The sequence below is a fragment of the Metasolibacillus fluoroglycofenilyticus genome (assembly GCF_003049645.1).
Lineage (GTDB): Bacteria > Bacillota > Bacilli > Bacillales_A > Planococcaceae > Metasolibacillus > Metasolibacillus fluoroglycofenilyticus.
The window spans coordinates 608,052-620,368 of record NZ_PYWK01000001.1 but is presented as its reverse complement, the minus strand read 5'-3'; the positions used below and the strand labels follow the sequence as shown (position 1 = coordinate 620,368).

Below are 12,317 nucleotides of genomic sequence, written 5' to 3'. Positions count from 1 at the left end.
TGTTTTTCGTTAAATATCTGTATTTGTCTTCGGCTGTGGACCTAGCTTCTGCGGTGGAATGGCTGCAAATGTTTCGCCTTCCTCTTCCAAATCGCGCATTCGATGGGCAATACGGGATGCTGCACTCGCTGCAATGCTCGCAACCAAATCATCTAAAAATGTATTTACACATTTCCCGGCTTTTGTATCCAATTTATCAATGATACCTATTTTCTTCTTATCTAAATGACCAAAAGTCGTCACTGCAATACTGCCGTACGTAAAGACAGAGCCAAGGGCAATTGTTTCATCGACACCGAACAATCCTTCATCTGACTCTACAATTGATTGTAGGGGCTCTGATAGCATTTTCTTTTCGGCCAACTCGTCTAGCTCAACGCCTACTAATACCGCATGCTGTACTTCACGCTTATGCAATACACGCTCAACAGAGCTAATGCAATGCTCCATTAATAGCCCTTCATTGTAAAGACTTTGCATTTCATAAACGATTTCAGCAATATCCTCCACCTTTACTCCTCTGCGCTCTAACGCAGAATAAGTGGCTTCTGTTACTTTATCAGAATGAACACGAACTGCTCGATTATGCATAATTTACACCTCTATTTATGTTTTTTCTTCCTACACCATATTACACCTTTCGTAGTGATTATGATACAATTTCGTTACATCTTACTAGAGAAGGAATGAGTATTTTGGATAAGGGAACAGTAAAAGATATCAATTTTTATAGTGAGGCACTTCAGGAAGAGCTGCAATTACTTATTTATATTCCAGCAAATTATTCACCATTATATAAGTATAATCTACTCATCGCAGCAGATGGCAAAGACTATTTCCAATTAGGTAGCATTCCCCGTCTCGCCGATGAACTAATCGATAATTATGAGATGGAAAATACAATTATTGTAGGCGTTCCATATAAAAATGTCGCGGATCGCCAAAAAAAATATATCCCCTCTGGTGAACAACATGAGGCATTTTTACGCTTTTTAGCACATGAGCTTGTACCTTATTTAGATGAAAATTACGCGACTTTTCAGCTTGGGCAAACGCGTGGCATGATTGGTGACTCAATGGCTGCAACAGCCGCGCTAATGGCTACATTAAAATATCCAAACGTTTTTTGTAAGGCTATTTTGCAATCGCCATATGTTGATGAGCTTGTACTAGAAGCAGTAGCAAACGCTACAAATTATAGCGCAATATCAATTTATCATATTATCGGTAAAGGTGAAGACAAAGTCGTTACGACAAGCAAAGAAATAAAGGATTTTCTAACACCGAATAGGGCGCTTCATCAATTATTCCTTGAAAAAAACTTCAATACATTTTATGAAGAATTTGACGGTGATCATACATGGAAATATTGGAAACCAGACTTAAGACGAGCACTTATAGAAAATTTCGGATAAAAACGGCGTAATAAATGTAGTAAAGAAACAATTTCTGTTATACTTATTAAGAGAAAAAAATCGAATTATTCCAGGAGGTTATGAATTTGAAATATGGTATTGTTGCTTTTCCTTCTAAAAACTTACAAGATTTAGCGAATAATTATCGTAAACGTTATGACCCACATTATGCACAAATCGCTCCGCATATGACATTAAAGGATGCGTTTGAGGCTGATGAGAGTGCAGTACAAGACATCGTTGCAAAATTAACGGAAATTGCGTCAAATTTTGCCCCATTGAAAATTCACGCATCACGCATTAGCTCGTTTTTCCCTACTACGAATGCGATTTATTTCCGCATCGAACCTACAGAGCAATTAACAAATATTCAAAATGCAATTCAGGAGAAAATTGCTTTCGGTGAGCAAAAGCATGTTTTTGTGCCACATATTACTATTGCACAAAAACTAACAGCATCTGAACACGATGATATTTTAGGTCAATTGCGCATGTCTGGTGTTGATGTACAAGAAGAAATTCAGCAAATTCATCTACTAAAAGAACAGGACGGTAAATGGGAAATCGTCGAATCATTTAGTTTAAATGGAGCTGAGTAACCGAATGTTTGAAGTACATTCTGCAATATCTGAAGAACAATTACAGCGTGCGTTTGATATCCGCAAAAAAGTGTTCGTTGAAGAACAAGGGGTACCTATCCACCTTGAATTAGATGAATATGATAAAACATCCTATCATTTTATCGTGACGGAGGGCGAACGAACAATCGCTGCGGCTCGTCTAAGAGAATACGAGCCATTAGTGGGGAAAGTGGAGCGTGTTTGCGTATTAAACGAATATCGCGGAAAACGACTAGGCGCTTTATTAATGGAGCATATCGAGCAAGTAGCTAAAGAGAAAAATTGGAAAAAGTTGAAACTGAATGCACAAAGCTATGCAATTCCGTTTTATGAGAAATTACAGTACACAGTAACCTCTCCTGAGTTTTTAGATGCAGGTATTCCGCATCGCGCGATGGAGAAATCGATTTAACAAAGGGGGGCGTCAGAACAGCCGTGCAGTTGCCGGCTGTTCTGACGCTTTTTTATGATGTTTTTGCTTAGGAGCAATAAGCAAACATTTATCTAAACACCAATTAAAGCGTCCAAAATACCAGCAACTGCACGGTTTTTGGACGCCTTCTTTTTTAGATAGCAGTCTAACGCATCATTCGCTCGATTTTACTCAAATCTAGTGATTTGCCATCCTTTATAATGGACTGCACAATTTGCTCTTCTAGCTGTGGTGATACTTTCCGCTTTGCTACTTTGCTTACTTTTTGTACAATTTTCCTTACTTGTTTTTCACTTGTAAAGTCTGCATATTGTATGGCGCGAGCTAATGCGAACACTTCATCCATTTCAACACCCGTTTTACGCTCGAACTGTTTAAAAAAACTTTTGTCCATTACTCGCCCTCCTTAATAAAATGCAGTACCAACAATAATTAGTAGAATAAATAATACAACGATTAACACAAATGTTGAACCATAGCCGCTGCCGCCTCCACAATAGCCTGGCTGTACATTGCCACATTGATTCCATCCGTATCCAGACATGAATAACCCCTCCTTTCTACAGTGTAGTTTATGCTAAGCCAACTGTCATAGGAGGGGTAAATGCCCTAATTCACTTTTCCTTTTGAATGAAAAATAAGTGCCGCGATAAACCCGAAAATAATCGCTGCGCTAATACCTGAGCTCGTCACTTCAAACATCCCTGTCACGACTCCAACTAAGCCGTGCTTCTCGGCCTCTGCAAGCGCACCATGTGTTAACGAATTGCCAAATGAAGTAATTGGAATCGTTGCACCAGCACCAGCAAAATCAATAAGTGGCTCATATAAACCAAATCCATCTAGAATGGCGCCCGCTACAACTAATATGGATAATGTATGCGCCGGCGTTAGCTTGGCCACATCCATTAATAGCTGACCAATCACACAAATAGCGCCACCAACTAAAAATGCAAATATAAAAGTATACATTGCTCTCCCTCAGTTCATCGCAATTTCAATCGCATGTGCTGTACATGGAATCGTTTCTCCTTGCTGATAGGACAGCGGAGATAGTAGAGCACCTGTTGCTACAAGTAAGACTCGTTTAAAGCGTCCTGTCATAAATTGACTTAATACATAGCTATAATAAACAGCGGCTGAACACCCTGCCCCACTTGCTCCAGCTTGAAATGCCTGGTCGTCTCCATAAAACTCTGCGCCAGCATCACGAATTAGCTGTAGCTCGTCATTTTTAATACCATCCTCAGCTAACATCGCTTTTACTAGCTTTAGCCCAATTTTCCCTAAATCCCCTGTCATCACCATATCATAATCGCTTATTTTCTGTTTTCTATGCTGTAAATGTCTTTTAATTGTGTCGTAAGCGGCAGGAGCCATTGCTCCCCCCATATGAAATGGATCTGTTTCGTGATAATCAATCACCTTTCCTACTGTTGCTGCTACCATATAGGGGTAGTCTGGTTGATGCGGACCGACCAACGCATAGCCTGCTGCGGTTACTGTCCACTGTGCAGTTGCAGGCTTCTGCGCACCGTAATTAACTGGGTAACGAAATTGACGCTCGGTTGCATTATGTTGGCTAGAAGCACCAGCAATTGCAAGCTTCGACGCCCCTAATTCCGTTAATAAACCAGCAATAATAACGGACGAAACGGATGTCGAACAAGCTGAAAACATCCCGATAAAAGATACTGCTAATTCTCGCGCTGCAAAGTTAGTTGGTGTCATTTGATTGACTAAATCACCACTTAAAAAATAATCGACATCTAAATTTTTTATCTTTGCCTTGTCCATAACAAGCTGACAGGTGTTCATAATTAGGCGCTTCTGTCCTTGTTCATTCGTTTTTTCTTGAAAGCGTTCATCATCGGCTATCATATCAAAATAAGAGCGAAAGACGCTTTTTTCCTCTAACGGGCCTACTGCCGCAGCGCCCGCTAATAATGCTGGCTTCGTCTGAAACAAAATTACCATGAGACAACCCCCAGCATAACCAGTACCGTTTTCACTAAAGCTACAGCGAAGGCAGACACCGTTCCGAAAACGATAACAGAGCCAGCTAGCTTGAACATATTGCTCCCTACACCTAGCACATAACCCTCTGTTCGATGCTCAATCGCTGCAGATACAACGGCATTGCCAAAGCCTGTAACGGGAACAGCACTACCTGCACCTGCAAACTGCCCTAGTCTTGTGTACAGTCCTAAGCCTGTAAAAATCATCGCTAGTAATATCATTGTCGCAACAGTTGGATTGCCTACCGTTTTTTCGGTAAAATCAAAAAAAATCATATAAAAGAAGGAAATAGCTTGTCCAATCACACAAATAATACCACCGACGAAAAATGCCTTTAATATATTCATTGCATATGGTGGGGTCGGTGTCATCTGCTGTTCAATCGTTTCATATTGAGATTCTTTCATCACGTCTCCTCCTTCGCTAATTTTTTTAAATGCTCTATTTTTTCATTGACCTTTTGTTCGTCTTCCTCTGACATCAATTTATCTGTTTCCCATAGCAACTTAAAATCTGAAGAAACAAGTACATCATAGTGTGACCATTTTTCTTCTAATTTTTTTTGCAATTCGCGTGCGATTTTTTGCTCTTTAAATGATTGCCATGGTTTTACTTCAATTGCCACAAGGATATCCTGACCAGCAACAACGATTTTCGCTTTGTGGATATTATTCATTTTCTCAATTTCTTGCTTAATCTCTATTGTTTTTTCGTCCTGCTCATCATATGCGACAATCTGTTCCTTTGCGCCACAGGCAGATAGTAAGAACACACATATTCCAACGCTTAAAAATCGCCTTACCATTACATGCCTCCCTTTTCAAATTGTAGATAGACTTATGAATTCATTTGTCCCGCATTAACGGGCAGTAATCTTATTTTGTTCCAAAAGTGAAGTGACAGGTACAAAACTCCCGCCTGTAGACTTTTATTAACGAGATAGCTAGCTAAGTAATTATCTGCCCGTAAAATCCCGATTGGGAAAGCGAACAATTCTTAGGAAGTAGTGCTTCTCCCAAGAATTGTGGTTTCACTTTATCTAGTATGGGCATATTTTTTTTGCTTTATTCAAAATCTAGGCAATCATTTCTATGCGAACGCCCTGTTCCCTTGGCAAATTACTCATATTGTAGAGAGAACTTAAATTAGGAGGTGAAAGAGTATGGGTTGTGGTAAAAATATTGGCCCAAGCTCGAGTAATGGTTGCGTTTGTGAAGTAGTTCGTGCGATTTTAGATATTCAAAATCAATCAGTTCGTGAAGAATGCTCTCGTTGTACAACAAATTGCTTTTTAGAGCCTTTAGGCGGCATCGTTAGCCCTGGTAGATCTTCAGTGGATACAAGGGTATTTATGCTTTTAACAAAATTCGGAACGCCATTTGTTGCAACATTTAGTGCTGAAGACTGCATGGATTGCGCATCTGTCTTCTTCCGTGTAGAAGATGTATTCGATGATTGCTGTGCGACATTACGAGTATTAATGCCTTTAGATCGTGGTGGAGATACAGTTGATTTATTAAATAGCGACGGCACTGCCGTGTCATTGCGCGCTATTTGTGATGTAACAAACTACGCAGTGACAGATAGCTGTATTACAGTCGACTTAAACTGCTTCTGTGCTGTACAATGTGTTGCCGATGTAAACCTAGGAATTTGTAACTAAATTGTGTGTAAATTGTTTGCGTGCCTGGCACCCAAACAATTTACTTACAAAAAAAGGCATGAAACCAAATTTGATTTCATGCCTTTTTCTATCTCGTTGCGTGTATTGTCGCAATATCATTCGCATTGACAATAATTTTTTGCTCAAATACTTTCATAACAACATCTATCCCATTCAAATGCTCTATCGTACCGATAAGACGCTCGCCATTTTTAAGCACGACAAGCAACATGCGATTTTTTGCAACTGGTCGTGCGAAAAAGCGCAGTTGATGTGCAATCAGTGAATTAACAATATTATTTGGCAGTGGCTTTTCATAAATTGAGGTGCTCTCCTCTAACTCTGGTTCTTGCTGTTTAGCCGCTGTTAGTTCAACCGCATAAGACGGTGTTTTGATGAAAAGCAGTGGTTGATATTTCATCAACAATCGCCCACCTTTTTTTCATACGATATGCATAGTAAATATTTTTTGTTACAAAATTTGATTAATAAACGTCGTCGCTAAGCCTAAATAAATTAAAATACTCGTTACATCATTCAATGTTGTAATGAATGGCCCTGAGGCAACAGCTGGGTCAATGCCTAACTTATGCATTAGTAAGGGGATAAATGATCCCGCTACTGTGGCTACTAAAATGGAACAGCAAATAGCTGCGCCAACTAATAAGCCAATCATAATTTGATGCTTCCAAAAGAAAATAATCGCCACAACAGTTAGACCGCAAACTAAGCCTGTTAATAGACCTGTTAAGCACTCCTTCATGAGCAGCTTTAACTTACTTTGCTCATTCACCTCGCCTGTCGCAATACCACGTACCGCAACCGCTAATGCCTGCGTGCCACTATTACCAGACGTCCCTGAAATCAGCGGAATAAAGACAGCGAGTAATGCTACCTTCTCTAATGTCGCCTCAAACTGCCCCATTAAATTTGCTGTAAACATTCCTAAAAATAATAACACGATTAACCATGGTAAACGTGTCACCGCCGCTTTAAATGGACCTGCATCAATATCGTCCGCATCTGAAATACCAGCTAGCTTAGAGTAGTCATCAGAAGCCTCTTCATCAATAACATCGATAATATCATCGACTGTAATAATTCCTTGTAATTCATTATTATCATCTATAACAGGAATTGCTAAGAAATTATAGTCACGCATAATTTGCGCAACGTCCTCTTGGTCATCGCCTACTTTTACCGACACGACGCGCTCGCTCATAATATTATGAATAAGCGTATCCTCATCCGCGATAATCAAATCACGTAACGACATGACACCAGCCAATTGATGCTGGTCATTCACTACGAAAATATAGTAAATCGTTTCTGCGTTTGGCGCTTCATTGCGCAACACTGCCATTGCTGAACGGACAGTTGAATTTTCTAGAATCGTTACATACTCGGTCGTCATAATCGCCCCGGCAGTATATTCAGCATAGCTTAATAGTTCATTAATTTCTTCAGCTGTTTCGCTATCCATCATTTCTAAAAAGCTCTCACGCTGCTCATTGTCCAGCTCATTTAATACGTCTACCGCATCATCGGTGTACATATGCGATAGCATCGATGCACCATATGCAGGGTCCATCTCACCTAAAAATCGCTCGTACTCGTCATCTTCTAGCTCGATTACTTCAAAAATCAATGCCATTTCTTCGGGAGACAAGTATAAATAGATAGTTTGACGTATGTCTGGTCCCACCTTTTTATAAAATTGGGCTTGATCATACGGGTGAAGTGCTAAAAAATGCTCACGAAAAGCATCAATTTCTTGTTCAATTAAAAGCATTTGTAAAAATTCTTCATTATAGCGCACTTCGTTATTTTCGCGTTTTTGTTCTACCATCCTTGTCCCCTCCTCTCAAAGTTCATCATACAAGCAATATAACAAGTTCGTAAATCAATATTTCAAAAATAACATAGAAATTTTACAATTATAGTAGGGTCTTTTTACAACTACTATAGGTAGTTACTACAGCAACTACATCCAGTCTAAATAAAACGATAAAAATCCACCTCGATATACGGTTAGACCGTTGGAATCTACGTGGATTTTTCACAATTAGTATCATAGTAAATCCTTGCCCTAATAGCCGATAGACGCTAGTTTTTCTTTAATCAATTACACCTCGATTAACTCTAGTCCAGACTTTTTTGAGCAAACTCATGGAAGTCAACCTAAAACCGTCACGACACGTCCCAACGATTAACTAATCTGCATCTCGCAGTTGGCGATATCCTTTGACTAAGTTCCTCTTTGTTAGCAAGTAGTTTGTACATCCACTGAATTAAAATATTGTCTCATTGCTATAAAGGTGGGAGTTTTTTACTGAATCTAGATAAATTCCGCAATTCCTCAGGTAACTCACTGCTAAAAGATAACAGCTTCTTCGTTAACGGATGCAAAAATGTCAATGATACACAGTGCAATGCTTGGCGATCTAATACTCGCTTATCACCACCGTACAGCTCATCACCAACAAGCGGATGACCTATATGAGCCATATGCACACGTATTTGGTGTGTACGCCCTGTGTGCAATGTTAAACGAACATGTGATATGATGCAATCGTTTAGTCTACCGTATTCTAACACTTCAACATCTGTATGTGCAAACTGTCCATCCTTACGCACTTCTCGTTCAATAATGCTCGTCTCTTTACGTCCGATTGGTGCAATAATGGATTGGCTTTTCGTTTGCCCGTAAACAATCGCCTCATAGTGCCGTATCACATCCCCTTGTTGCTGTGATGCGCTCATTAAATGATGGATATGTCGATGCTTTGCAATACATAACAAGCCCGACGTATCTCGATCAAGCCGTGTTACGATATGTACAGTTGAAGCAAGACCTTGCTCCTGTAAATAACCGAGAACAAAATTCGCTACACTACTTTCTGGATGCTCCCTTGAGGGAATTGTACTCATATAGGCTGGTTTATCAATAACGAGCACTGCCTCGTCCTCATAAACAATGTTTAATTTGCCGTGCTGTGGCACAAGTCCCTCACTCGCTTCTTCTAATGGGAACACAATCGTAATAATATCTCCTACCACCACTACATGACGTACATTGCGCCGAACGCCATTAACAAGAATATCACCGCCATCAAACTTAATCGCCGTTAATGCTCGTTTCGAAATTCCCCATAAAGCAATCGCTTCACGCAATAGCATCTCCTCTTGCGCTTCAAACTGTAATACAAATCTATTTTCCATATAATCCTCAGCTACTCATTTGAAATGAAGGAATCATGCACGCGTTCCCAAAATGGGAAAGGACGAAATCTTGCAAAACGCACGCGCTCCTCAGCAACATTAAAGGCAATTGATTTAACATCCTCTTCTGACAATTGAATATGATCAACCGTAATATTAAAGCGTTGGTTATTGACTGGCTTTAATACGCATGTGTGATGTGCTGGGAACACAAGTGATGAGCCGACCGTACGAAACACCCGATTATTAATTGATGCCATTTCTGTTAGCTGAAAAGCTGGTAATGTCGGATGAATAATAGCCCCACCTAACGCCTTATTGTAAGCCGTACTGCCAGATGGTGTCGAAACACATAGACCATCTCCACGGAAGCGCTCAAACTGAGTACCATTTAACTCAACATCCATTACAAGCGTCACATCAGGTGATTTTATTGTCGCCTCATTCAAAGCTAAATAATGGCTTGTTTCTGACTGATGACGGTGAACATGTACTTTCAACAATGGGTATTCAACAACATTAAAATCCTTTTTCGCCATGGACAATACAAGCTTCTCCAATTCAGATGGCTTCCAATCTGCATAAAAGCCTAAATGCCCTGTATGAATCCCGACAAATGCAACCTTGTCTAAGCGATGTTTATAGCGATGAAAAGCATGTAAAAGTGTCCCGTCTCCTCCAATAGAAAGAACAATATCAGGCTCCTCTTCATTGAGCTCCAGCCCAAAATCTTGCAAATACGATGTCGCCAGCTCCATTAACTCATTAGACTGTGCATCGCGACGTGATTGAATTGCAAATGATGTCATGAACTTACCCCCTTATCTTTTTCAGCATGCAGCTTAACACTCGGCGCTTCCTTTACTTCACTGAAGTATACCTGTGCCTCCTGTATTTCATTGCGAATTTGTGACATTTCCTCATCGAGACGAAATGCTGCTTCTGCAGCACTTTGCAAGCGATTTTGAATTTCTTCTGGAAAAGCCCCCTTATATTTATAGTTTAATGAGTGCTCGATGGACGCCCAAAAATTCATTGCCAATGTTCGAATTTGAATTTCAGCTAAAACAACCTTTTTGCCATGTATCGTTTCAACAGGATATTCGACAATCATATGATGTGAGCGGTAGCCACTCGGTTTACTATGTGTAATATAATCCTTTTCCTCCACTACATTCAAATCGACTCGTTGCCGAATCAGCTCAGTTACTGTCGCGATATCATCGACAAATTGGCACATAATTCTTAGCCCTGCAATATCTTGTAACTCTGTTGCTAATTGCTGAGAAGGTTCAAATGCAATTCCTTTTTCTAATGATTTATCGTAAATACTTGCTAAAGGCTTTACGCGCCCTGTGACAAATTCAATTGGCGAGTTTGCGCCGATAATATTGAACTGCGAGCGCATACCTTTAAATTTTATTTTTAGCTCCTCTACCGCTTGCTTATAAGGGCTTAAAAAAACATCCCATTGGCCCATCACAACAACCTCCTCATATGAAATAGCATGCCTATTTCAGCCATACATTACGTGTTTTCATTTACCACACAAATCGTAATATATGCAATCGAATTTATTGATTATGAGTAATTAATTCATTACGCCTTGGCTAACTTTAATCTGGTTTCGGCTGACTTCCTTTTAAGAACCCTTCACTGAATCCCCGACATTCGTCGGAGACTTTAGGCCAACTTAATGTTGGTCACTTAGTCGTTATCGCAGAAGGCGATGTTTTTAAACTGAGTTCCTATGATTTCAGCATGCGTCCCACCATAAACCATTTCTGTATCTGTCATCTTACTTTCGATACAAAATAGTGTACTTCTGCGATTTCTTATCGCAGTAAACATTGCTAAAACAGGCGTGTTGATTATCCTTTATTTTACAAAGAAAACCTAAAAATTCGTTGATTTCCGTTGCGGGGGACGCTTTCCTCGGGGTGCGGCTTCAACTAATTTATTTCGGCATTCGCCGAAATAAATGGATTTTCAGCTCGGGGCCAACTCGGGTGTTGGTCATGGAGGCGTTGCCACAGGACGTGGCGACCTTAGCCTCCCTACACTTTTGTCCCGATGGAGTCGCCCCCTCCACTCCAATCAACGAGCGTATGCCTATGAAAAAAGCATTTCCCCTATAAAATACGCTAATTAATATACATTATTTACATAATCAACACACCTGTTGCTAAAAGAAACTAATCACAAAATTAATCTGTTGATTCTAAATAAATACTTGTAAATTGTGCCTCCACAGCCTCAACAAATGCCTTACCGTAATTTTCATTATCTTGAATATTCCATAATAAATACTCAAGCTCCTCTGCAAAATTAGAGAGTGCTAAGTCAGGCGTTAAAAATGGATCGCGCTTCTTTTCGACAATTTGCACTAACGCTGGCCACGTCGTTTGAGGGAAGCTTAAATAACTATACGTCCCCTCATCCTCTACAATATAAATAAATGCCATATTATCTGAATCGACAATCACTTGCCCTGTCGGTTGAATTTGAATGTCCTGCTCACTATCGTGTAAACTAAAATAAAAATCATTATGTATTTGTTCGAATTTTTGAATTGTATATACTTTACGCACTTTTTTCGTACTTCCCTTCCATTCATTCTCTCCCTATTTTACCATACGATGAAGGGGGATGCAGTGTGGTTTTTATTAAACAATATGATGAACTTTTAAGTGCGGTAATGAACCAATTATTATTTATTAAATCGACGATTTCCATTATAGTTAGCGCTATGCGCCGGGTGTGGATTACAATTAATTTCTTTCGTGTTACTACGTTTGCCCCACACTTTTCTCTTTGAAGGAGCGCTTCTTCCATTCCAATCGGCTAGTAAATTACCCGTTAGTAGAGATTAAAAAACACTCAATACTTCCATAATTTGCAGATATGATTAACTTTATACTTATATTAAATTTGCAAATAATTAC

At 39.7% G+C, this 12,317-nt stretch carries 16 protein-coding genes and 1 pseudogene; 4 read left to right on the top strand and 13 right to left on the bottom strand.

From position 1 onward, the window contains the following. Window positions 1–9: 9 nt before the first annotated feature. Window positions 10–591, bottom strand: coding sequence for a phosphatidylglycerophosphatase A family protein (locus C9J36_RS02680; protein ID WP_066166086.1), 582 nt, complete (start codon window positions 589–591; stop codon window positions 10–12). A gap of 104 nt (window positions 592–695) precedes the next feature. On the opposite strand from C9J36_RS02680, the gene C9J36_RS02675 reads away from it, so the two are divergent. From C9J36_RS02675 to C9J36_RS02665, 3 genes are all read left to right on the top strand, one after another. Then, the gene (locus C9J36_RS02675) at window positions 696–1,415 is read left to right on the top strand and encodes an alpha/beta hydrolase (protein ID WP_107942162.1); all 720 of its coding nucleotides are present in this window, start codon (window positions 696–698) and stop codon (window positions 1,413–1,415) included. 86 nt (window positions 1,416–1,501) lie between these two features. Continuing rightward, window positions 1,502–2,014, top strand: coding sequence for a 2'-5' RNA ligase family protein (locus C9J36_RS02670; protein WP_066166211.1), 513 nt, complete (start codon window positions 1,502–1,504; stop codon window positions 2,012–2,014). Between the two features lie 4 nt (window positions 2,015–2,018). Then, window positions 2,019–2,447 (top strand): GNAT family N-acetyltransferase, encoded by a 429-nt coding sequence (locus C9J36_RS02665; protein ID WP_066166208.1) that lies wholly within the window; start codon window positions 2,019–2,021, stop codon window positions 2,445–2,447. A 166-nt stretch (window positions 2,448–2,613) separates the two neighbouring features. Here C9J36_RS02665 and C9J36_RS02660 read toward each other — a convergent pair whose 3' ends face one another. The 6 genes and pseudogenes from C9J36_RS02660 to C9J36_RS02635 form a co-directional block, all read right to left on the bottom strand. Next, window positions 2,614–2,862, bottom strand: coding sequence for a stage VI sporulation protein F (locus tag C9J36_RS02660; protein ID WP_066166205.1), 249 nt, complete (start codon window positions 2,860–2,862; stop codon window positions 2,614–2,616). A 12-nt stretch (window positions 2,863–2,874) separates the two neighbouring features. Next, window positions 2,875–2,955 (bottom strand): annotated as a pseudogene (locus C9J36_RS17680) (YjcZ family sporulation protein); the annotation flags it as partial. A gap of 122 nt (window positions 2,956–3,077) precedes the next feature. Next, complete coding sequence (gene spoVAE / locus C9J36_RS02650) at window positions 3,078–3,440, bottom strand: stage V sporulation protein AE (RefSeq protein ID WP_066166199.1); 363 nt, start codon at window positions 3,438–3,440, stop codon at window positions 3,078–3,080. Window positions 3,441–3,449: 9 nt separating this feature from the next. Beyond that, complete coding sequence (locus C9J36_RS02645) at window positions 3,450–4,445, bottom strand: beta-ketoacyl-[acyl-carrier-protein] synthase family protein (protein WP_107942161.1); 996 nt, start codon at window positions 4,443–4,445, stop codon at window positions 3,450–3,452. Further along, window positions 4,439–4,894 carry a stage V sporulation protein AC gene (spoVAC, locus tag C9J36_RS02640; RefSeq protein ID WP_066166193.1) on the bottom strand — a complete coding sequence of 152 codons (456 nt, stop codon included), beginning with the start codon at window positions 4,892–4,894 and terminating at the stop codon, window positions 4,439–4,441. The genes C9J36_RS02645 and spoVAC overlap by 7 nt, the downstream gene beginning before the upstream one ends. Further along, a complete protein-coding gene (locus C9J36_RS02635; RefSeq protein ID WP_107942160.1) occupies window positions 4,894–5,292 on the bottom strand; it encodes a YhcN/YlaJ family sporulation lipoprotein in 399 nt (132 codons plus the stop codon). Before C9J36_RS02635 ends, spoVAC begins: the two co-directional genes overlap by 1 nt. A gap of 357 nt (window positions 5,293–5,649) precedes the next feature. Between C9J36_RS02635 and C9J36_RS02630 the strand changes: the two genes are divergently transcribed. After that, on the top strand, window positions 5,650–6,150 hold the full coding sequence (locus tag C9J36_RS02630) for a CotY/CotZ family spore coat protein (protein WP_066166187.1): 501 nt from the start codon (window positions 5,650–5,652) through the stop codon (window positions 6,148–6,150). An 88-nt stretch (window positions 6,151–6,238) separates the two neighbouring features. Here C9J36_RS02630 and C9J36_RS02625 read toward each other — a convergent pair whose 3' ends face one another. The 6 genes from C9J36_RS02625 to C9J36_RS02600 form a co-directional block, all read right to left on the bottom strand. Continuing rightward, window positions 6,239–6,574 (bottom strand): 4-diphosphocytidyl-2C-methyl-D-erythritol kinase, encoded by a 336-nt coding sequence (locus C9J36_RS02625; RefSeq protein WP_153061587.1) that lies wholly within the window; start codon window positions 6,572–6,574, stop codon window positions 6,239–6,241. A 48-nt stretch (window positions 6,575–6,622) separates the two neighbouring features. Further along, complete coding sequence (gene mgtE / locus C9J36_RS02620) at window positions 6,623–7,999, bottom strand: magnesium transporter (RefSeq protein WP_066166181.1); 1,377 nt, start codon at window positions 7,997–7,999, stop codon at window positions 6,623–6,625. A gap of 461 nt (window positions 8,000–8,460) precedes the next feature. Beyond that, window positions 8,461–9,372 (bottom strand): RluA family pseudouridine synthase, encoded by a 912-nt coding sequence (locus tag C9J36_RS02615; RefSeq protein ID WP_066166178.1) that lies wholly within the window; start codon window positions 9,370–9,372, stop codon window positions 8,461–8,463. A gap of 11 nt (window positions 9,373–9,383) precedes the next feature. Then, window positions 9,384–10,181 (bottom strand): NAD kinase, encoded by a 798-nt coding sequence (locus C9J36_RS02610; RefSeq protein WP_066166175.1) that lies wholly within the window; start codon window positions 10,179–10,181, stop codon window positions 9,384–9,386. Next, complete coding sequence (gene yjbM / locus C9J36_RS02605; RefSeq protein ID WP_066166172.1) at window positions 10,178–10,852, bottom strand: GTP diphosphokinase; 675 nt, start codon at window positions 10,850–10,852, stop codon at window positions 10,178–10,180. The genes C9J36_RS02610 and yjbM overlap by 4 nt, the downstream gene beginning before the upstream one ends. A 727-nt stretch (window positions 10,853–11,579) precedes the next feature. Beyond that, on the bottom strand, window positions 11,580–11,963 hold the full coding sequence (locus C9J36_RS02600; RefSeq protein ID WP_066166237.1) for a UPF0738 family protein: 384 nt from the start codon (window positions 11,961–11,963) through the stop codon (window positions 11,580–11,582). Between the last annotated feature and the right edge of the window lie 354 nt (window positions 11,964–12,317).